This is a genomic window from Candidatus Pantoea rara (genome assembly GCF_051136265.1).
GTDB lineage: Bacteria > Pseudomonadota > Gammaproteobacteria > Enterobacterales > Enterobacteriaceae > Pantoea > Pantoea rara.
On the sequence record NZ_CP194942.1, the window covers coordinates 234237 to 253831 of the forward strand.

Consider the following 19595-nt stretch of genomic DNA (forward strand, 5'->3'; position numbering starts at 1 on the left):
AAATATATTCAAATATACAATCTTATCACTCAGTTTGCATAAGCATATATTGTCTTCCTGTCGGTCATTCGCCGATCCGTTGTTAAAGCCAGCAGGAGATTTTCAGATGTCCAGATTACAAGGCAAGCGTGCACTGATTACAGGTGGAACAAGTGGTATTGGTCTTGAAACAGCGAAGCTGTTTGTTGCAGAAGGTGCACGCGTTATTGTTACCGGGGTTAACCCGGATTCAATTGCAAAGGCGAAAGCAGAACTGGGTTATGGAGTTTTAGTGGTAAGCGCTGATTCCGCTGATATAAATGCGCAAAAAGCGCTGGCTCACACTGTAAAGGAACACTTTGGTGAGTTGGATATCGCTTTCCTGAATGCAGGCATATCAATGTATATGCCAATTGAACAATGGACAGAGGAACTGTTCGACCGCATTTATGATATCAACGTCAAAGGTCCTTATTTCCTGATGCAGTCTCTGCTGCCCGTTTTCGCCAGCTCTGCATCAGTGATCTTTAATACATCTGTAAATGCTCATACAGGGCCCGTAAATTCTTCAGTTTACGGCTCAACGAAAGCAGCATTGCTTAACATGTCGAAAACACTCTCTAACGAGTTGCTTCCCCGTGGGATTCGTATCAATGCCGTGAGCCCCGGCCCGGTTGATACACCGCTTTATGATAAGGCGGGAATTCCGGTGGAATATCATGATCAGGTGATGAAAGATATCGTTGCAACCATCCCTGCAGGTCGTTTTGGTAAGCCTCAGGAAGTAGCGCAAGCGGTGCTTTATTTCGCCTCTGATGAGTCTGCCTGGACGGTGGGTTCAGAAATCATCATCGACGGCGGCGTTTTAATCTAAGCCACCATAATAAGGTTTACAGTGAATCAAGCCCGCCACCTTTTATAGCGACGGGTTTTGATTTTATCTGGAGTCTGAGATGTCTATCCATTGATCTGCTCAAGGTTAATTAACACTGCCGCAAGTGGGTAATACGTCCTTGAGGGACAATTGCAGAAGTCCGCTTTTCGCTCAAAGCAAACATACATCATTTCATACAGTAATTGCCTTTCTCTGCCACATCTCATCACCGTTTTCTTTAATACATAACCCCTCAATCTCTCACCCCCACCACACCATTAACCCGCCGCCCACCCGATCCCGTCCTACACTGAATTATTCCCCCCAACCAGGAGCAGCGGATGATCCAGAAGCATCGACGAAAACAGGCAGCGATTGTGGCAGGCGTAGGATTAGGTGTAGCGGCCACGCTTTGGGGTATGAAACGCTGGCAGGAACTCAAGCAAACGCCGCCGGTGTCGCCGCGTAGTCATCATGCGGGGCTGGCAGGCTACTTCCAGCAGGTGGGCGACTGGCGCATGTTTACCCGCGTTACACCCAATGAAGATCAGGGACTGCCGGTGGTATTGATTCACGGTCTGGTCATGTCGGGCCGGGCGATGGAGCCGCTGGCACTGGCGCTGGGACGTGACTATCACGTGCTGGTGCCGGATCTGCCTGGCTTTGGGGCCAGTACGCTGCCCGCGTCTGCGCCGGTCATGACGGTGGATCAGCAGGCGGACGCGCTCTGGCTCTGGCTGCAACACAACGGGTTTCAGCGTGCCATCTGGGTCGGTAACGGTTTTGGCTGCCAGATTCTGGCCGCGCTGGCGGTGAAATATCCGCAGGCAGTGGCGGGGCTGGTGCTGCAGGGGCCGACGGTGGATCGCCATGCGCGCAGCCTGACGCGTCAGCTCTGGCGCAGCTGGCGTAACACCGGACTGGAGGGGCATCGCTCGCCGGGTTCGCTGGCGCGCATTGATTATGCAAAAGCGGGACTGCGCCGTGCGTTTGGCACGTTGCGCGTCATGATGCGCGACCACATCGAACATCGCCTCACTTATATCAACGCGCCGACGCTGCTGCTGCGTGGCTCGCGCGATCCGATCTGCCCGGCGCGCTGGCTGGATGAACTCGCCGCGCTGATGCCGCGCAGTGAACGCCTGACGCTGCGCGACGGCACCCATACGCTGCACTACGTCTATCCGTGGAGTTTCTGCAACGCCATCCGCCCGTTCGTGGCGCGCATTCAGCAGGAGAATCAGCATGAGTAAACCGCCCAAGGGTATCGCCCGTTTTGACTCTGCCGCCGCCATGTTGCTGGCGCTGGCGAATGCGCTACACGATCGCCCCTTTGCCAGTCCGAGCCAGTCACCGACGCTTGACCGGCTGCTGCCTTCGCTGAATCGTCTGCCGACCGGGCTGCGTGAGTGGGGTTATGCGCTGGGCGGCATGGCCGAAGGCATCAGCCTGCGCCAGGCGGGTGAGCTGGATATAGAAGGCATCGCTGAATGGATGGTGAGTGAGTATCCACAGCAGGATTATCCGGCGGCCTTTATCGGCTCGTCGAACGGCGCGCTGGTGCATCTTGCATCGGCGATGAATGTCCCCTGGCTGCCGCAAACCTTCCTCTGTCCGGTGCGTGCCGCCAGCAACGATCCCGATGATGCGCAGGCGAGTTTTGAGCAGGGCAAAGAGGTGGCTGCCGCGCTGCTGGCCGCCTGGCCACGGCTGGCGGTTCACCACATGCATGATCCGAATCAGGATCGCCTGATGCTCGACCAGATGCGTTATTTCCGGCTGAAACTGCGCGAAATGCCACTGGCCTTCAACGAATTTCTGATGGGAAGTCTGCCTGCGGGTTCCACGCTGTTTATCAATCACTGCACCCAGCAGTGGCCGGTGACGCGCACCAGCGATCGCTCGTTCTTTCAGTTTGGTGCGCCGGGCGGGGCCAGTGAGAAAGAGTTTATGCAGGGCGGTCCGCGCGTGGCGGAATATCTGGCGCGCTATGGCGTCGAGCATGACCGCTGGACACCGCCAGCCATCACCGATCGGGTGCCAGAAGCGGAATGGGGGCTGGATGGCTATCTGATCCCACCACTGAAAAAGCTGGCCGAAGCACAGAACTGGAAGCTGATGGAGATTCGTTATGAAGACCCGGAAGCGATGAGTTTTGTGGTAGCGGAGATCTACCGCGACTGGTATCTGGCGGCGGGCATCTTACCGACCCGGCTGACGGTGGACAGTTTCCTGCTCATGGACCCCTGGTGTACCCAGCAGCAGCAGGCGATTCCGTTCTGGCTGAGTTTCAGTAGCGAATCCTCGGCGTTAGCGCTGCAGCGCTTCCTGGAAAAGCAGCCGCCGTTCCGCAACATCGACATGATGCTCTTTTCGCACGGCACTGACAGTATCGGGCTGGCGGAGATTGATCGCTGGCGGGCGCTGCTCTCTCATGCCCGTGATGAAGGCGTTTTCATTGGCGTGGATGAAGAGCGTTTCCCGCGTGATTTCGCCACCTTTGCCCGCTTCGACTCAGCGCTACGGGAACGGGCACCGCTGTTGCCACCACCGCCTCCGCTGAGTGCGGAGACGGTGATGTCAGGTATTAAGCGTTACGGAGCAAAACACGGTGTCACGCTGACGGCGCTGACGTAGCCGCCGCGTCATCCGGTGATTAGTCGCCGTCGGTGATGGGCTGGCGCACCAGCAGCAGATAAGCGAGTGCGCCAACCAGCGTCACACAGGCACAAATCATCAGCGCAAGGCTGAACGATTTGGTGGTGTCGAGCACCCAGCCGGTGATTACGGGCGCGAACGAGGCAAAGATAAAGCTGGCAAAGTTCTGGATGCTGCCGACCGAAGCGGTCATACGGGCGGTGACGTTGGCGTGAATCAGTCCCCAGCAAGACGTTCCGGCAAAGTGGATACAGAACAGCGCCATGCCAATCAGCGTTACGGCGCTGGTGGTATCGGTCGCGCGGGTCACTACGGCGGTGAATCCGGCTGAGAGCAGCATCCCGCTGACGATGCAGACTTTGCGGGTTTTTACTGCGTTAAAGCCACGACGCACCAGCGCGTCAACGACATAGCCATTCAGCAGCATGCCCGCCGCACCAAACAGGAACGGAATCGCCGCCAGCAGGCCAGTACTTTTCAGATCGAGGTGATAGGTGGACTGCAGGTAGCCCGGCAGCCAGGCGATATAGAGCCACGCGGTGTAGTTGATGCCGCTGAAGCCAATCATCATTCCCCACATGGTGCGCTGCTTAAACAGGCCGCGCCACTCTTTGAAACTGATCGGCTCTTTCCGCGACGCCACGCTGCCCGCCTGCAGATAGTGGATCTCTTCGGCGCTCAGGGTGTTGTTGTCACGGTCGCGGTAAATCATATACCAGCCGATAGCGAGGAACATACCGAGGATACCGATGGTGACAAACATGCCACGCCATCCCATTACCAGCATCATCGCCGCCAGAATCGGCGGGGCCACCGACAGCCCAATCATCGAAGCCGCATTAAACATCCCCATCGGCATGCCGCGATCTTTAATGTTGAACCAGTCGTTGATCACCTTCACGCCGCACGGGTTCATCGGCGCTTCGCCAATACCCAGACCGATGCGCACCAGGATGAACTGGGTGAAGTTATGCACCAGACCAGAGGCGGCCTGGAACAGCGACCAGATAAACATGCCGATGCCGAGCATAATGCGCGGCCCTTTACGATCCAGCAGCGCGCCACACGGCAGCTGCGCCAGGCCATACGCCAGCGAAAAAGCCGAGAGCAGGAAGCCGATTTCGGTGGCGCTCAGTCCCATTTCCTCACGGATGGTCATATTCGCGACCGACAGCGAGCTGCGATCCAGATAGTTGATGATGGCCGCGAACAGCAACAGCAGCATCGCCGTGATCTGCACCTTGCGGATACGCGGTGAACGTACCACGTCGCTGCGCATCGGCACGAAATCCTGGTCTGGTGGCGTGTTACCGGTCACGCTGTCGCGGCCGGTTACTGAGGTCTTTTCCATTGCACTCTCCCGAAACTGGGTACTTATCGTTATGGTGAGAAGGGGTCTGCGCGCAGCGGCAAAAGGCCGCTGTGACGTTGCAGTCGAGACTAAGAGCAAAGGGTTAAGTATGTTGCAAAGATGTTTCTGAATCGTGCGGGAGCTAGTGCTTTGTGGTTTTTAATCGGTTTTTAATTGTACTGACCGATTGAGCGCACCATCGAGGTTTTGGCGGTCGCCAGATGACTGTGTAATGCACAGAGCGCATCGATATCCTGACGGCTAATCAGTGCGGTCAGGATCGCCATATGCTCCTCCAGCGCGACGATATTACGCTGCTTAAGATCGCTTTCATCCCACTGATAATGCGAGTGAAAGATCACTGAGATAATCTCCAGTGACTGGTTGAAAAACGGGTTACTGGCGGCGGATAAAATCAGTGAATGCATCTGGCGATCCAGTGCAGCAAAGTGGCGATAGTTGCTGGCGATGGTATCGCGCATCGATCGGTGACGATCCAGCAGATCCCGTGCCTGAACCCAACGCTCATCGCTGGCGGGCAGATTCAGGAAGCGGCTCAGGGCGTGGGTTTCCAGCATCTCGCGCAGTTCAAACAGCTTCTCGGCGTAATCCTGAGTGAATTTTTTCATGCGCCACTGACCGCGTTTCACGGGCTCCAGCAGGTCATAGCGCATAAAGCGCAGCAGAAATTCGCGCACCACTACCGGGCTGACTTTCACCTGCTGCGCCAGTTGCAGCTCGCTGAAGGTATCGCCGGGCACCAGCTGCCGCTGATTAATCATATTAAAAAACATCTGCTCAAAGTGGCTGGCCTGCTGCTCAATCGGCGGCGTTAAGGCGCTAAAACTGTCATCTTCGCAGGGATCGCGCACGATTACGTAGGTTTGATCGACTTTGTCGAGCACGCCGCACTGATGCAGATAGTGCAGCGTATGGCGCACCGTGGTCCGGCTGATATTGAACATCTCGGCCAGTGCCGCCTGGGGGGGAAGGGGGGAACGAATATGACGCTGAGCAATGCTCTCAAGCATCTGGTTAATCACGTTCTGACGCAAATTCTGGCTGCGGCTCATCTGACTCTCCGGTTTTTTATGCATTAAAAACCATTCAAAGCCCAAAAAAATCGTCGTGCTTCACATTTCCCGCTAACGAACGCCGCGCAGCAAGCAGGATTCGCCATAACTGCCTGCAGGACAACCGGAGAATCACCATGACAACAATGAAAGCACTGGTCATCGCTGAACCACGTAAGATGGTCTGGGCCACCCGTGACACCCCTGAGCCTGCCGCTGGCGAGGTGCTGATTAAAATTCTCACCGCCGGGATCTGCGGCACTGATATCCACGCCTGGTCCGGCAATCAGCCGTTCTTCAGCTATCCACGGGTGCTGGGCCATGAAATCTGTGCCGAAGTGGTGGCGCTGGGTAGTGGCGCCGCGGGCTTTCAGCCAGGCCAGCGGGTGGCGTTAATGCCCTACATCTCCTGTCTGCGCTGCGACGCCTGTCAGAGTGGCAAGACTAACTGCTGTGAGCAGATCTCGGTCATTGGCGTGCATCAGGATGGCGGTTTCTGTGATTACCTGAGCGTGCCGGTCAGCACGTTGCTGGCGGTGGATGAGGTGGCTCCGGAAGCGGCCGCGCTGATTGAGCCGTTTGCCATCAGCGCCCATGCGGTGCGTCGCGCCGGAATCATGGCGGATGAGCAGGTGCTGGTAGTGGGAGCCGGACCGATAGGGTTGGGTGTCGCCGCCATTGCTGCCGCCAGCGGCGCGCAGGTGGTGGTGGCGGACACCAGCGAATTCCGTCGCCAGCATGTCGCTGACCAGCTCGGGCTGGCGGCACTGAATCCGGCGGATGAGGCGTTTTATAACGCGCTACGCGAGCAGTTTGGTGGCCGGCTGGCGCTGAAGGTGATCGACGCTACTGGCAGCCCGGCGGCGATGAACAATGCGGTCAACCTGATGCGACACGGCGGCACAATCGTCTATGTCGGCCTGCACAAAGGCGATCTGGTCATCCCGGACAGTGAATTCCACAAAAAAGAAACCACGCTAATGGGCAGCCGCAATGCCACCCGCGAAGATTTCGACCGGGTGAGTGCGCTGATGGCCAGCGGCCAGCTGCGCGCCGAAATGATGCTGAATCACCATCTGGCTTTTTCCACGCTGGATGAAACCTTCGAGGCGCAAATCATCAACAACCGCCAATTGATCAAAGGTGTGATCCACTTCGACCGGTAACGCGGTCAGCCAGCGTTTCAGGACGCGGTGAGGGTCTCAAAGAAGTGCGCCCGCACCGCGTCGGCATCCACGCCGAGCGCGATACGCTGGGCGGGCAGACCGGCAAACGGATCCGCTCGTGAGGCCAGCGCGCTCAGTTTACGCACCGTCTGACCGCAGGCGATGCCCTCTGTGATGACCCGCAGCGGATTTTCAGCGATCGTAAAAGCCTGCGGCAGCGTCAGCCACGCCACCGCCAGGGTGTCGTGCAACGCCATTCCATTAAATCCCTCTTTTGCCAGACTGTAAGCCAGGTAAGGGCGACAGATAGCGCTCAGCACCGGCTGGTTCAGACGCTGAACCTCATCGCCGCTGATCAGCACCTTGTGCGTGACATCCAGCGGGATCACCACCACGTTCAGCGCCGAGGCGAGCACCTGATCGGCCGCATGCGGATCTTTCCAGATATTGAATTCGCTGAAAGGCGTCACGTTGCCGCTGTGGCCATCGGTGCCAAACGCGCCGCCCATGATCACCAGCTCTTTCACCAGCGGAATAATATCCGGTGCCTGATTAATAGCCGTGGCGATGTTGGTCAGCGGACCAATCGCCACCAGGGTGATCTGATGCGGCTGTGCCCGCACGCTGTCGATAATAAACTGCACCGCGCCTGGCGCCTCATCGCTGAAGGGATTATCAAACGCGTCGCCCAGGCCGTCTTCACCGTGCAGCCTGGCGGACGCAGAGGGTGCCAGCGCCAGCGGCCGTGAACAGCCACGATAGACCTCTGCGTTAATCGCCATTTTGTCGCAAAACAGCCGGGCATTTTTCACCGCCTGCCCCACCGCCACGTTGCCAAACACCGTGGTAATCCCCAGCAGATGCTGCGTCCGCGCCGCATAAGCCAGCGCAAAGGCATCATCCACGCCGATATCAGTATCAAAAATCAGGGTCCGCATAGGGTCTCCGCAACAGGCTGTAAACCCTCAGCATTACCCCGTCAGCGTGCAGGGCGTCAAGCGATTCTGCCGCCACGAGCACACGCTTGCCAGCCTGAAACGGGCGTCGTATTATCACCCGCTCAAGGTGATGGCGTGCCACCTTTCCCAACCGCCGGTGGGCTTAACACCGGCTGATGACGCCTGACACTCAATCCTTTCGCGGGAGCTGAGGTGTCAGGCGCAGTTTATCTCTGCCTCTCCCCTCAGCCCGGCATTACTCTGTAATCAGGAGCAACACATGTTTAAACCATTACTGGCTGTGATGATCGGCGGCTCTGCCGGCTGTGTACTGCGCTGGCTTTTCTCGATGCGTTTTAATGCGCTCTTCCCTAATCTGCCGCCTGGCACGCTGCTGGTGAATCTGATTGGCGGTCTGGTGATCGGCGGCGCGATGGCCTGGTTTGTCCGCCATCCCGATGTCGATCCGATCTGGAAACTGCTTATCGTCACCGGACTCTGCGGCGGGCTGACCACCTTCTCCTCGTTTACTGCGGAATTAATGGGGCTGCTTCAGACAGGCAAATATCTCTGGGCGATGGCCAGTGCGCTGGTGCATGTGATCGGCTCACTGCTGATGGCGTTTGCCGGTTTCGCGCTGGTCACGCTGCTGGGCTGATCCGGCGAATCGGCGCTTGTCATAACGATTAAGAGGTAGATACTGTTTCAGGTTTTACGCGCGTGTTTCAGGGCGTAACACTGAACGTCACCGATTATTCCGGACGATTAAGGAGCCGAGCAATGCGAACCAATCCCACCTTCCTTAACCTGGTGTTGTTAAACGGTGAACCTGGCCAGAAACTGCAGGCGGCGCGTGACGCCGGTTTTGATCAGGTTGAGATCTGGCGCGAGGATGTCGAAGCAAACCAGGGCGGCGCGGCGGCTCTGGCTGAGATCGCCGCCCGACAGGGGCCTGGCTTTACCAATCTCCAGGTGCTGCGTGATTTTACCGGCGCACCCGGTGCGCTGCGCGGAAAGAAGCGCGAGGAGCTGCGCCAGTTTATTCAGATTGCTCAGACGCTGGGCTGCGACACGCTTCAGGCGCCAGCCACTACCCGCGAAGATTGCTGCGCCGACCAGATTGATGATGACCTGCGCTGGATGGCCTCTGAAGCTGCGCGCTACAACATGCGCATTATGTATGAGCCGATGGCCTGGTGCAGCGTGGACAACACGCTGCCGCTGGCGTGGCAGCGATTGCAGCGGCTCGACCAGCCCAATATCGGGCTGGTGGTTGATCTGTTCCACATCTGCGCGCTGGGGGGCGACGCCTCGCATCTGGATGGCATTCCCGCCGATCGCATTTATGAAGTACAGCTGTGTGATATGGCGGCCGTTCCCGCCCAGGATAAGCAGAGCCTGATGGCGATGGCAAAGCACCAGCGTCTGCTGCCCGGCGATGGCATTATCGATGTTGAACGCTTTGTCGATAAGCTCAAAAGTGCAGGCTATCAGGGGCCGGTGGGAATCGAAGTCTTTAATGATGCGCTGAAGCGCCTGCCGCCCGACATGGCTGCACGTCATGCCTGGCAGGCGTTAAAGCGTTGCTGGGGTTAATCCTGTAAGCACTGCCCGATAAATCCGGCGGCATGCATTGCACCCTGGGCTGAGATGGTGTGGCCGGTGGCGGGTTCAAAGCGCGCCTCGACCGGCACCAATGCGGCCCGGAGTCGTGCTGCGGCTGATTCGCTCTCCTGCCACGGGATCACCTCATCGGCCTGACCGTGGATCAGCAGCGCGGGCACATGAGCCTGCGGGGCTAATTCACCGTCAACCGCCAGACGACCGGAAAAGGCGACCACGCCCGCCAGCGGATAACGGCCAGAAGCCAGCGCATCCAGCGCCATGATCGATCCCTGAGAGAAGCCCACCAGCACCACATCCTGCCAGCGATCGGCGAAGCCGTGCTGCGCGACAATCTCGCTCAGTGTCGCATCAAACGCCGCCCGCGCGGCCCGAACCCGTCCCGGCCGGTTCTCTGGCGTCACGTCCTCCAGGCTGAACCACTGCCAGCCAAAACCGGCGGCAAAACGTTCAGGCGCATTGGGAGAGGCAAAAATCACATCCGGCAACAGCGTCGCCCAGTGACGGCCAATCGGTGCCAGATCGTCGCCGTTACTGCCCACGCCATGCAGAAAAATTACCAGTGCTTTTGCCATCATTGCTCCTTTTAAAAACCGTATTCACTCATATCAGGACCAGCCGGAACGATCCCGTTCGGGTTCAGCGCCTTGATCGAGTAGTAACCCTGTTTGATGTGATCGATGCTGACGGTCTCTCGCACGCCAGAGACCGACAACATGCTCTTAAGATAGCGGTTCAGCAACGTATAGTCGCGTATCCGGCGCAGATTGCATTTGAACAGGCCATAATAGGCCACGTCAAAACGAATCAGGGTCACGAACAGGCGAATATCAGCTTCCGTCAGCCGTTCACCCAGCAGGAAGGTGCGACCATCGCTGAGCAGGGCTTCCAGTTCGTCGAGCTGGCTGAAAACGTCATTAAATGCCTGGTGATAGCTGATTGATGTTGTCGCGAATCCGGCGCGGTAAACGCCGTTGTTCAGACGCGGATAGAGGCTCTCATTCAGCGCATCGATCTCAGCGCGCAGCGCGACGGGGTAGAGATCGATGCGGTTATTGGCCAGATCGCCAAAGCCGCTGTTAAACATGCGCACAATATCAGCGGACTCATTGTTGACGATGGTGCCGGTTTTCTTGTCCCACAGCACCGGCACGGTGGCGCGGCCCGTATAATCGGGCACCACGCGGGTGTAGATTTCATGCAGATACTGCGCGTTATTCAGCGGGTCCGGCTGCGCACCGGGGAAGTGACCAAAGCGCCAGCCCTGGGCATCGAGCTGCGGCTCCACCACCGTTACGCTAATCAGCGACTCCAGTCCTTTAAGTTTACGCGCCATCAGGGTGCGTGATGCCCACGGGCAGATCAGCCCCACATAGAGATGGTAGCGATCGGGTTCGGCCGCGAATTCGGTGGAGCCATCGCTGCTGATAAAATGCCGGAAGCCGGACGTCTGACGGACAAACCCGCCCTGTTTATCGGTAGCCTGTACTGGATGCCAGTCACTACTCCATTTGCCTTCTACTAACATCACGTCACCTCTCTCTATTTTGAGAAGTAGCTTAACTGATGACTAAATGGTTGATAATCCGGTCATAAAGACAATGATTTCTTCCATTATGGAAGAAATCACGTGGGTGGAAAATGGGTAAAGTGGGTCACCAGGAAGTCGATGAGCAGACGCGCCCGGTGTGCCAGATGGCGGGCAGGCGGGTAAACCGCAAACAGGCCAAGCGGCGGCGTGTCGAAGTTTTCCAGCAGCCGGACAATCTCACCGCGTTGCAGCGCGGGGGCTGCAACAAAACCGGGCAGACGCGCAATGCCTAATCCGGCGACTGCCGCCTGCAGACAGGCTTCGGTATTGGCAAAGCGCAGACGTCCGCGCACCGGTACGGTAACAATCTCGTTGCTGCCGTCACAACTGGCAAATGGCCAGTGCCAGGGATCGCGGAAGTTAGTGTCGATAATGCATTGATGCTGGGCTATTTCACGCCAGTGCTGCGGCGTGCCGAACTGCTCAAGATAGACCGGCGACGCGGCGATGCGCACATGCACTTCACCCAGCCTGCGCGCCACCAGACTGCTGTCGCTGAGGTTGCCGATACGGATCGCCATATCAAACCCCTCATCGACAATGTTTACGGCCCGGTCTGAAAAGCTGACATCCAGTTCAATCAGCGGATAGCGCCGGGCAAATGCCACCAGCACCTGGGAGAGTACCACCGTGCCAAAGGAGCCGGGCGCGCTGATTTTCAGCCTGCCGGTAGGCGTGGTGGCACTTTCACGTACGCTGGCATCCAGCGCCTCAAAGGCATCCAGCAGGTTTTTCACCCGCTCATAATAACTGCGGCCAACATCGGTGGGCGACAGGGCGCGCGTGCTGCGCTTAAACAGCTGAACGCCGAGCCGCTGCTCCAGTTTTGAAACCAGCTTCGAAGCCTGACTGCTGCTGGTGCCGAGACGTAACGCCGCCGCAGAAAAGCTGCCGGTTTCCAGCACCGTGACAAACATCCGGTCACAATCGAGTCGATCCATGGCCATGTCCTGTGGAGGTAAAGTGGCAGTATAGAAGCTGAGTCCTGGCGTTGCAGCCTTCACTTTGCGTGCCTTTACCCTTTCGCTGGGGTGGAAAACCTGCTTGACTGAACCTCTGCCCGACGTTTTCTGGAGTATTTCATGTCGCTGATTCACCTGACGTCACTGGCGGATATCCCGGCCGCCGAGTGGGATGCGCTGTTGCCTGATGACCAGCCTTTTTTGCGCCATGCGTTTCTGCTGACGCTGGAAGAGAGTGGCAGCGTGCGGCCCGAATCGGGCTGGCAGTCTGATCATCTGTTATGGCGGGAAAATGGCGTGACCCGCGCCGCGCTGCCGGGCTACCAGAAATATCATTCACAGGGCGAATATGTTTTTGATCACGCCTGGGCGGATGCCAGCCAGCGTGCCGGGATCCGCTACTATCCAAAGTGGCTGGGGGCGATCCCCTTTAGTCCGGTCAGCGGCGCGCGCCTGCTGGGGGAACCCTCTGCTGCCGCACAGCTGCTGTCAGCCCTGCCGGAGAGCCTGTTGCAGCAGGGCTTAAGCGGCGCGCACATTAACTTTACGGATGCGCAGGCGAACCAGCTGCTGGCCGATCAGCCCGACTGGCTCTCCCGGCTCGGCTGTCAGTATCACTGGCATAACCGTGGCTACCGCGATTTTCAGGATTTCCTGGATACGCTGATGTCGCGCAAGCGAAAGCAGCTGCGTAAAGAGCGTGAGCAGGTGGCGCAGAGCGGTTTTGTGTTTGACCGTTATCTGGGCTACCAGCTGCGCGAAGATCAGTGGGATTTTGTCTACACCTGTTATGCCAATACCTATGCGGTACGCGGCCAGCGGCCTTATCTGACGCGAAACTTCTTCAGCCTGCTGGCGGAACGGATGCCGCAGAATATTGTGGTGGTGATCGCCCGCTTACAGCAGCAACCGGCGGCGATGGCCTTTTATCTGCGGGACAGCCACTCGCTCTATGGCCGCTACTGGGGCTGTCTGGCGGAATTTGACCGGCTGCACTTCGAAACCTGTTTCTATCAGGGGATGGATTTAGCCCTTGATGAAGGGCTGACGCGGTTTGATGCGGGCGCGCAGGGTGAGCACAAGCTGGTGCGCGGCTTTGAGCCGCAGATCACCCACTCCTGGCACTATCTGCTGCATCCTGGCCTGCGCGATGCCGTGGCAGATTTTCTGGTGCAGGAGCGGGAAGGCGTGCGCGGCTGGGCGGAAGAAGCGCGCGACGCCTTACCCTATCGACGTGGCGATTAATCGATGCCGACAAAGCCGCCGGTCTGATGCTGCCACAGCCGGGCATACAGACCGTTCCGGGCCAGCAACTCGTGATGGCTGCCCATCTCGGCAATGCCGCCTTTATCCAGCACCACCAGTCGATCCATCTTCGCGATGGTCGACAGGCGGTGTGCAATCGCGATTACGGTTTTGCCCTGCATCAATGACTCCAGGCTCTCCTGAATCGCCGCTTCCACTTCGGAGTCGAGCGCAGAGGTAGCCTCATCCATGATCAGAACCGGGGCATCCTTCAGCAGCACACGGGCAATCGCCACACGCTGGCGCTGACCACCCGACAGTTTCACGCCTCGCTCGCCCACGTGCGCGTCCAGCCCGGTGCGGCCCAGCGAGTCGGAGAGCAGCGGAATAAACTCATCGGCGCGGGCGCGGTGAATGGCAAGCTGTAGCTCTTCTTCACTGGCGTCAGGACGGCCATAGAGCAGGTTTTCGCGGATTGAGCGGTGCAGCAGCGAGGTGTCCTGCGTAATCATGCCAATCTGGCTGCGCAGGCTCTCCTGCGTTACGGCGGCGATATCCTGATCGTCGATCACAATCCGCCCACCGTTCAGGTCATAAAGACGCAGCAGCAGGTTTACCAGCGTCGATTTACCGGCACCCGAAGGACCAATCAGACCAATCTTCTCGCCCGGTTTGATGTCGAGGTTAAAGCCGTTAATCACCTGGCGGCCACCGCCATAATCGAAGCGCACATCCTCAAAACGGATGTTGCCGCGCGTCACCTTCAGCTGCTCCGCCTGCGGCACATCCTGCACGCTCAGCGGCTGCGCGATGGTTTTCAGGCCATCCTGTACCGTGCCGATATTTTCGAAGATGCCATTGACCACCCACATGATCCAGCCGGACATGTTCACCAGGCGGATCACCAGACCCGTGGCCAGCGCAATCGCCCCAACGCTAATCAGTGACTGGCTCCACAACCACAGCGCCAGTCCGGATGTTGAGACAATCAGCAGGCCGTTCAGCGCCGACAGCGTCAGATCCATGCTGGTGACCATGCGGCCAGCGTGCTGGGTTTTTTCCGTCTGCTCCTGAATCGCCTCACGCGCATACTGCCGTTCCAGGTCGCTGTGGGCAAACAGCTTGATGGTGGCGATGTTGGTGTAACCGTCAACAATGGTGCCCATCAGCTTTGAGCGCGACTCCGAGGAGACCACCGAACGCGCTTTGACACGCGGCACAAAGAATCGCAGCGAGGCGCTGTAGGCCACCATCCATAGGATCAGCGGGATCATCAGCCGCCAGTCGGCACCGGCAAACAGTACCAGCGAGGTCACGGCGTAGATCAGCACATGCCAGATGGCATCGACCAGCTGCACCGCGGAATCACGCAGTGAACTGCCGGTTAGCATAATGCGCTGGGCAATACGACCCGCGAAATCGTTCTGAAAGAAGTTGAGGCTCTGGCGCAGTACGTAGTTGTGATTCTGCCAGCGGATCATGCTGGTCATACTCGGGCTGATGCTCTGGTGAACCAGCATGTCGTGCAGGGCGATAAAAATCGGCCGCAGAATCAGCGCCACCGCCCCCATCCACAGGAGTATCGGCCAGTTATCCCGGAACAGGGTGGCAGGTGTGGAGTGATTGACCATATCGATAATGCGGCTCAGATAGCTGAACAGCGATACTTCGATCAGCGCGGATGCCAGCCCTACCACCAGCAGCGCCGCAAAACTTGGCCAGACCTGACGCAGATAATAGCGGTAAAACGACCAGACCGTTGAGGGAGGCGAATCGGTGGGCGCGTCATGAAAAATATTGATAAAACGCTCAAAACGACGATACAACATAGCGATACTCTTTCCGTCCGGTAAAGAGCTACAGCTTAGTGCATGAACCTCGATCGGCTAAAAGGAGAAAATATGGAAATCATTATTCGGGCACGGGAACCGCAGGATGCTGCTGCCTATCAAAGGCTCTACAGTCATCCCGATGTCTATCCCTGGACACTGCAGTTGCCGTTTCCCAGTGTCGCCACCTGGGAGAAAAAATTCGCCAGAATGGATGCAGAGGGATTTATCGCCTTTGTGGCCGAGATTGATGGCGTGCTGGCCGGTGAGCTGACGCTGTTCGTGGATAACAAGCCGCGCACTCGCCACTGCATCAGCTTTGGGCTGGGCGTGCATCCCGATTTCGCCGGTCGCGGCGTCGGTGAGCGCCTGATCCGCACCGCGCTGGATTATTCCCGCAACTGGCTGGGCATTACGCGTATGGAGCTGGAGGTGTTTCATGACAACGAACGGGCGCTGCGGCTCTATGAACGACTGGGCTTTGAGCGTGAAGGGGTGATGCGGCAGGCTGCACTGCGCGACGGTCAGCTGCGCGATGTGGTGATGATGGCGAAACTGCTGCACGAGAAGTGATACCCGGAGCGGCATCACTGCCGCTCCATGTCGCGTTACGGATTTTTAGTGCGGTATTGCTGCATGTTCTGTTGCGTCACCAGCTCAAAGGGGATCCACTGGTGAGAATCCACCTTCTGGCCTTTGATCATCTGCTGCGCCACCTCAACCGATTTTTTGCCCTGACCCACGGCATCCTGGAACACCGTCACCGCCAGTTTACCGCTCGCCAGCGCTTTCAGGCCATCCGGCGTGGCATCAATGCCGCCCACCAGAATGGTTTTCTTCGGCTTCGCCTGCGCAATCGCCATCGTCGCGCCAATCGCCATCTCATCGTTGTTGGCGGCGACAATATCAATCTCTTCGCCGTTCGACAGCCAGTTGAGCATTAAATCCATGCCCTCATTGCGTGCATAGTTGGCGGTCTGCTTCAGCACCACTTTCATGTCGGGATATTTTGCCACCACCTGTTCCACATCTCGGGTGCGCTGCAGCGCACCCGCATCGCTGAGGTTACCGATCATGATGGCGACTTTGCCACGGTAACCGGCCTGCTTCGCCAGCGCTTCCATCTGCAATGTGCCGGACTCGCGTTCGTCAGAACCGACAAACACTACGCCCGGCGGCAGGGTTTTATCGCCCGGGGAGCGGTTAACATAGACCAGCGGAATGTGCGCCTGCTGCGCCAGTTTCGTCAGGGCAGGGGTACTGGCGGAGTCCACCGGATCGACAATAATCGCGTCCACGCCAGCACTGATAAAGCTCTGCACCTGGTCGGTCTGACGACCCACGTCACCGCGCGCATCTTCGAACTGCGCATCCAGCTGACGCACTTTGGCCTCTTTCTCAATCGACTGGCGAATAAGGGTGAGGAAGTTCTGGTCGAAATAGGCCATCGAGACGCCGATCTTTTCTGCCAGCGCCGACGTGGAAAGAGAGAGCAGACAGAGTATTGCCCATGCACGTTTTTTCATTGGTGACTCCCGAGGTAAACCGGATGGAATGGATTTTTCATTTTTTGTAAAAATGGATAAACCACGATCATTTGCAGCTTAGGAATTGCCGCCAGGTTTGACAACCGGCCCTTTTCACACTTGCTAGCGCCGCCACACTTTGCCGTAAAATCGCCGCGTCATAGCTGGCAGGGCCGGTGAAATCTCCGACCTGGCGCACACTCCGGGGCAGAGAGCCATGGCTTTTCGCGCTTTTGTGCAGCGCCGCACGGGCAGTTGTGGCGGTTGCCAGAAAAGCGCGTAATCGGACCCGACGATCTCAACATCCGCACAATGACCAATGGTTAGCGGCCTATCTATATTCCCTTAAACGGGATATCTCAGCGTTATTCCTGAAAAAAACCTCGTGGCGTAACCCGCCGCTTTTTAAGGAATTCAGCTCATGCCTAAAGACCAAAAGCCTCAACGGACGACGCATGTCCGCATCGGGATCCTCTGCCTGATCCTGTTTCTGTCGGTGGTGGCATACGCCGACCGCTCGATCCTCTCGATCTCCGGGTCGGCGATCAAAGAAGAGTTCGGGCTGTCAGCGATCCAGCTCGGATTGATCCTCTCTGCCTTTAGCTGGGCCTATGTTATCGGGCAGATCCCCGGCGGACTGTTGCTTGACCGCTTTGGAGCCAAAAAAGTCTATGGCGTCACGCTGGCGCTCTGGTCCGTGTCCACGCTGGCGATGGGATTCGTGGGCGAGTTCTCCAGCGGCATGACCGGCGCGCTGATGCTGATGTTTGGTCTGCGCTTTATGCTGGGATTGATTGAAGCGCCCAGCTTTCCCGCCAATGCGCGCGTGGTGATTATGTGGTTCCCGGGTGCAGAGCGGGGACGGGCTTCATCGCTGTTCAGTTCGGCGCAATATTTCGCCGTCGCCATCTTCTCGCCGCTTTCAGGCTGGCTGGTGTCGCGCTTTGGCTGGGAATGGCCATTCTTTGTGCTGGGCGGCATCGGTCTGGTGGCGGTGTTTGTCTGGGCGGCCTGGATGCGCGAGCCGCGCAATCACCCCGGCGTGTCGGAAAGCGAACTGCGCCACATCGTGGAGGGTGGTGCGCTGGTCGATATTGATGCGGCCCAGACGCTGAAAGCGCGGCCACCGGTCAGCAAAGCGATGTTCAGAAAGCTGCTCACCAATCGCATGCTGTGGTGCGCCTATCTCGGTCAGTACTGCATCATCGCGCTCAGCTACTTCTTTATTACCTGGTTTCCCATTTATCTGGTGCAGGCGCGCGGCATGAACATCATGGAGGCGGGATTCGCCACCGTTGCGCCGGCGCTGTTTGGTTTTCTGGGCGGGATTAGCGGCGGTTACCTGTCAGACACGTTAATCGCCCGAGGCTGGAGCGTCTCCTGGGCGCGCAAAACACCCTATATCGTCGGCATGCTGATGGCGTCGAGCCTGGTGCTGGCTGCAATCATTCCTGGTAACGGCGGCATCATCGCCATTATGTCCTTCGCCTTTTTCGGCAAAGGCATCGCGGCCGGAGCCGGCACCTGGACGGTGATCAGCGACACCGCACCGAAAGAGGCGGTGGGTCTGGCGGGGTCGATTTTTAACGGCATCGGCAATATCGCCGGTTTCACCACGCCGCTGCTATTCGGCATCATCGTCGGTCTGACCGGCAGCTACAGCATCGGACTGGCGTTTGTGGCGGCACACTGCGTGGTAGCGGCTCTGCTGTTCCTGCTGGTGATGGGACCGATTGAACGCGTCGGCGAAGAGACCCATCGCCCTGCATCCTATAACAATCAGGAGAAAGAAGATGGCCTTAAAGCAATGTAAGGTGCTGATAAAAGGGAAATATCTGCCGCCGCAGCTGATAGAGAATATCGAACAGTCGTTTACCGCGTTCCGGCTGTGGGAGGCGGATGATGAGGCGGCCTTTCTGGCTGAGCAGGGTGCAGATATCGACATGCTGGTCACCAGCGGCAACGCGGTGATGGGCGCACCAGCCGCGCTGATCGCCGCGCTACCCAATCTGAAAGCGATCTGCAGTAACGGCGTCGGGTATGACAGCATTGATACGGAGGCCGCCCGGTCACGCGGCATTGTGGTGACCAACACGCCAGAGGTGCTGAATGATTGCGTCGCGGATCTGGGGATGGCACTGCTGCTGGATGTGGCGCGCCGCATCAGTGAGGCCGATCGTTTCACGCGCGCAGGCCACTGGCAGCAGGGGCGCTTTCCGCTGAGCAGCAAAATCGGCGGCAAGGTGTGCGGCATTGTCGGGCTGGGTAATATCGGTCAGGCGGTGGCCAGGCGCGCGCAGGCGTTTGATATGCAGATACATTACTACAACCCACGTTCACGGCCTGATGTGCCCTATACCCGGCATGAGAGCCTGGTGGCCCTGGCGCAACAGGCCGATTTTCTGGTGCTGACGCTGCCGGGTGGTGCCACGACGCGTCATATTATCAACGCGGACGTATTGCAGGCGCTGGGACCGCAGGGCTATCTGATTAACATCGCACGCGGTAGCGTGGTCGATCAGCAGGCGCTGCTGAAGGCGCTGGAAACCGGGCAGATCGCCGGTGCCGGGCTGGATGTGTTTGAACAGGAGCCGCAGGTGCCGGATGCCCTGCGCCAGCGCGACAATGTGGTGATTACGCCGCATATCGCCAGCAGCACCTGCGAAACGATGGCAGCGATGGCTGACCTGGTGTTTGAGAACATGCTGGCCTTTGCCCGTGGTGAGCCGGTGCTGACCCGGGTGGTGTAACCACACCAATGACTTAGCCATGCGCAAGCA

General features: G+C 58.1%; 18 protein-coding genes and 1 riboswitch. Of the genes, 10 read left to right on the forward strand and 8 right to left on the reverse strand.

Annotated elements, in window-relative coordinates; all coding sequences use genetic code 11:
- The first annotated feature begins 106 nt into the window (after positions 1 to 106).
- From ACR8BF_RS01090 to ACR8BF_RS01100, 3 genes are all read left to right on the forward strand, one after another.
- On the forward strand, positions 107 to 853 hold the full coding sequence (locus ACR8BF_RS01090; protein WP_434745447.1) for an SDR family oxidoreductase: 747 nt from the start codon (positions 107 to 109) through the stop codon (positions 851 to 853).
- A gap of 341 nt (positions 854 to 1194) precedes the next feature.
- Positions 1195 to 2106 (forward strand): alpha/beta fold hydrolase, encoded by a 912-nt coding sequence (locus ACR8BF_RS01095; protein ID WP_292987118.1) that lies wholly within the window; start codon positions 1195 to 1197, stop codon positions 2104 to 2106.
- Positions 2099 to 3490 (forward strand): hypothetical protein, encoded by a 1392-nt coding sequence (locus ACR8BF_RS01100; protein ID WP_292987116.1) that lies wholly within the window; start codon positions 2099 to 2101, stop codon positions 3488 to 3490. The genes ACR8BF_RS01095 and ACR8BF_RS01100 overlap by 8 nt, the downstream gene beginning before the upstream one ends.
- 19 nt (positions 3491 to 3509) lie before the next feature.
- Here ACR8BF_RS01100 and ACR8BF_RS01105 read toward each other — a convergent pair whose 3' ends face one another.
- On the reverse strand, positions 3510 to 4862 hold the full coding sequence (locus ACR8BF_RS01105; protein ID WP_179898721.1) for an MFS transporter: 1353 nt from the start codon (positions 4860 to 4862) through the stop codon (positions 3510 to 3512).
- A gap of 170 nt (positions 4863 to 5032) precedes the next feature.
- Positions 5033 to 5935 carry a GntR family transcriptional regulator gene (locus ACR8BF_RS01110; RefSeq protein ID WP_179898722.1) on the reverse strand — a complete coding sequence of 301 codons (903 nt, stop codon included), beginning with the start codon at positions 5933 to 5935 and terminating at the stop codon, positions 5033 to 5035.
- A gap of 137 nt (positions 5936 to 6072) precedes the next feature.
- Here ACR8BF_RS01110 and ACR8BF_RS01115 point away from each other — a divergent pair, with 137 nt between their 5' ends.
- Positions 6073 to 7101 carry a zinc-binding alcohol dehydrogenase family protein gene (locus ACR8BF_RS01115; protein ID WP_434745448.1) on the forward strand — a complete coding sequence of 343 codons (1029 nt, stop codon included), beginning with the start codon at positions 6073 to 6075 and terminating at the stop codon, positions 7099 to 7101.
- 17 nt (positions 7102 to 7118) lie between these two features.
- Here ACR8BF_RS01115 and ACR8BF_RS01120 read toward each other — a convergent pair whose 3' ends face one another.
- Complete coding sequence (locus ACR8BF_RS01120; RefSeq protein ID WP_434745449.1) at positions 7119 to 8039, reverse strand: nucleoside hydrolase; 921 nt, start codon at positions 8037 to 8039, stop codon at positions 7119 to 7121.
- A 117-nt stretch (positions 8040 to 8156) separates the two neighbouring features.
- A riboswitch (Fluoride riboswitch) is annotated at positions 8157 to 8232 on the forward strand.
- Positions 8233 to 8319: 87 nt separating this feature from the next.
- On the opposite strand from ACR8BF_RS01120, the gene crcB reads away from it, so the two are divergent.
- A complete protein-coding gene (gene crcB, locus ACR8BF_RS01125) occupies positions 8320 to 8697 on the forward strand; it encodes a fluoride efflux transporter CrcB (RefSeq protein ID WP_136198120.1) in 378 nt (125 codons plus the stop codon).
- A 122-nt stretch (positions 8698 to 8819) separates the two neighbouring features.
- Positions 8820 to 9635 carry a sugar phosphate isomerase/epimerase family protein gene (locus ACR8BF_RS01130; protein ID WP_434745450.1) on the forward strand — a complete coding sequence of 272 codons (816 nt, stop codon included), beginning with the start codon at positions 8820 to 8822 and terminating at the stop codon, positions 9633 to 9635.
- On the opposite strand, the gene ACR8BF_RS01135 is transcribed toward ACR8BF_RS01130, so the two are convergent.
- The 3 genes from ACR8BF_RS01135 to ACR8BF_RS01145 all read right to left on the reverse strand — a co-directional run bounded on the left by ACR8BF_RS01135 (position 9632) and on the right by ACR8BF_RS01145 (position 12194).
- Entirely contained in the window at positions 9632 to 10237 is a 606-nt protein-coding gene (locus ACR8BF_RS01135; protein ID WP_434745905.1) for an alpha/beta hydrolase, read from the reverse strand. The two genes, ACR8BF_RS01130 and ACR8BF_RS01135, sit on opposite strands and share 4 nt — an antisense overlap.
- 11 nt (positions 10238 to 10248) lie before the next feature.
- Complete coding sequence (locus ACR8BF_RS01140) at positions 10249 to 11190, reverse strand: glutathione S-transferase family protein (protein WP_179898726.1); 942 nt, start codon at positions 11188 to 11190, stop codon at positions 10249 to 10251.
- 98 nt (positions 11191 to 11288) lie between these two features.
- On the reverse strand, positions 11289 to 12194 hold the full coding sequence (locus ACR8BF_RS01145) for a LysR family transcriptional regulator (protein WP_314985383.1): 906 nt from the start codon (positions 12192 to 12194) through the stop codon (positions 11289 to 11291).
- 141 nt (positions 12195 to 12335) lie between these two features.
- On the opposite strand from ACR8BF_RS01145, the gene ACR8BF_RS01150 reads away from it, so the two are divergent.
- Positions 12336 to 13460, forward strand: a complete 1125-nt coding sequence (locus ACR8BF_RS01150; protein ID WP_179898728.1) for a GNAT family N-acetyltransferase — start codon at positions 12336 to 12338, stop codon at positions 13458 to 13460.
- Here the strand turns inward: ACR8BF_RS01150 and ACR8BF_RS01155 are convergent.
- Complete coding sequence (locus ACR8BF_RS01155; protein ID WP_434745451.1) at positions 13457 to 15289, reverse strand: ABC transporter ATP-binding protein; 1833 nt, start codon at positions 15287 to 15289, stop codon at positions 13457 to 13459. The two genes, ACR8BF_RS01150 and ACR8BF_RS01155, sit on opposite strands and share 4 nt — an antisense overlap.
- A gap of 72 nt (positions 15290 to 15361) precedes the next feature.
- Between ACR8BF_RS01155 and ACR8BF_RS01160 the strand changes: the two genes are divergently transcribed.
- Complete coding sequence (locus ACR8BF_RS01160; protein ID WP_179898730.1) at positions 15362 to 15862, forward strand: GNAT family N-acetyltransferase; 501 nt, start codon at positions 15362 to 15364, stop codon at positions 15860 to 15862.
- A 35-nt stretch (positions 15863 to 15897) separates the two neighbouring features.
- Here the strand turns inward: ACR8BF_RS01160 and ACR8BF_RS01165 are convergent, their stop codons facing one another.
- Positions 15898 to 16815, reverse strand: coding sequence for a sugar ABC transporter substrate-binding protein (locus tag ACR8BF_RS01165; RefSeq protein ID WP_292987103.1), 918 nt, complete (start codon positions 16813 to 16815; stop codon positions 15898 to 15900).
- A gap of 421 nt (positions 16816 to 17236) precedes the next feature.
- On the opposite strand from ACR8BF_RS01165, the gene ACR8BF_RS01170 reads away from it, so the two are divergent.
- Entirely contained in the window at positions 17237 to 18628 is a 1392-nt protein-coding gene (locus tag ACR8BF_RS01170; protein WP_179898732.1) for an MFS transporter, read from the forward strand.
- Positions 18609 to 19565 (forward strand): 2-hydroxyacid dehydrogenase, encoded by a 957-nt coding sequence (locus ACR8BF_RS01175; protein WP_179898733.1) that lies wholly within the window; start codon positions 18609 to 18611, stop codon positions 19563 to 19565. Before ACR8BF_RS01170 ends, ACR8BF_RS01175 begins: the two co-directional genes overlap by 20 nt.
- The last annotated feature ends 30 nt before the right edge of the window (positions 19566 to 19595 follow it).

Bases quoted from the DNA above. Each gene is read 5' to 3' on its own strand.
- ACR8BF_RS01090 (WP_434745447.1), top strand. From the start codon at position 107: ATGTCCAGATTACAAGGCAAGCGTGCACTGATTACAGGTGGAACAAGT.
- ACR8BF_RS01095 (WP_292987118.1), top strand. From the start codon at position 1,195: ATGATCCAGAAGCATCGACGAAAACAGGCAGCGATTGTGGCAGGCGTA.
- ACR8BF_RS01100 (WP_292987116.1), top strand. From the start codon at position 2,099: ATGAGTAAACCGCCCAAGGGTATCGCCCGTTTTGACTCTGCCGCCGCC.
- ACR8BF_RS01105 (WP_179898721.1), bottom strand. From the start codon at position 4,862: ATGGAAAAGACCTCAGTAACCGGCCGCGACAGCGTGACCGGTAACACG.
- ACR8BF_RS01110 (WP_179898722.1), bottom strand. From the start codon at position 5,935: ATGAGCCGCAGCCAGAATTTGCGTCAGAACGTGATTAACCAGATGCTT.
- ACR8BF_RS01115 (WP_434745448.1), top strand. From the start codon at position 6,073: ATGACAACAATGAAAGCACTGGTCATCGCTGAACCACGTAAGATGGTC.
- ACR8BF_RS01120 (WP_434745449.1), bottom strand. From the start codon at position 8,039: ATGCGGACCCTGATTTTTGATACTGATATCGGCGTGGATGATGCCTTT.
- crcB (WP_136198120.1), top strand. From the start codon at position 8,320: ATGTTTAAACCATTACTGGCTGTGATGATCGGCGGCTCTGCCGGCTGT.
- ACR8BF_RS01130 (WP_434745450.1), top strand. From the start codon at position 8,820: ATGCGAACCAATCCCACCTTCCTTAACCTGGTGTTGTTAAACGGTGAA.
- ACR8BF_RS01135 (WP_434745905.1), bottom strand. From the start codon at position 10,237: ATGGCAAAAGCACTGGTAATTTTTCTGCATGGCGTGGGCAGTAACGGC.
- ACR8BF_RS01140 (WP_179898726.1), bottom strand. From the start codon at position 11,190: ATGTTAGTAGAAGGCAAATGGAGTAGTGACTGGCATCCAGTACAGGCT.
- ACR8BF_RS01145 (WP_314985383.1), bottom strand. From the start codon at position 12,194: ATGGATCGACTCGATTGTGACCGGATGTTTGTCACGGTGCTGGAAACC.
- ACR8BF_RS01150 (WP_179898728.1), top strand. From the start codon at position 12,336: ATGTCGCTGATTCACCTGACGTCACTGGCGGATATCCCGGCCGCCGAG.
- ACR8BF_RS01155 (WP_434745451.1), bottom strand. From the start codon at position 15,289: ATGTTGTATCGTCGTTTTGAGCGTTTTATCAATATTTTTCATGACGCG.
- ACR8BF_RS01160 (WP_179898730.1), top strand. From the start codon at position 15,362: ATGGAAATCATTATTCGGGCACGGGAACCGCAGGATGCTGCTGCCTAT.
- ACR8BF_RS01165 (WP_292987103.1), bottom strand. From the start codon at position 16,815: ATGAAAAAACGTGCATGGGCAATACTCTGTCTGCTCTCTCTTTCCACG.
- ACR8BF_RS01170 (WP_179898732.1), top strand. From the start codon at position 17,237: ATGCCTAAAGACCAAAAGCCTCAACGGACGACGCATGTCCGCATCGGG.
- ACR8BF_RS01175 (WP_179898733.1), top strand. From the start codon at position 18,609: ATGGCCTTAAAGCAATGTAAGGTGCTGATAAAAGGGAAATATCTGCCG.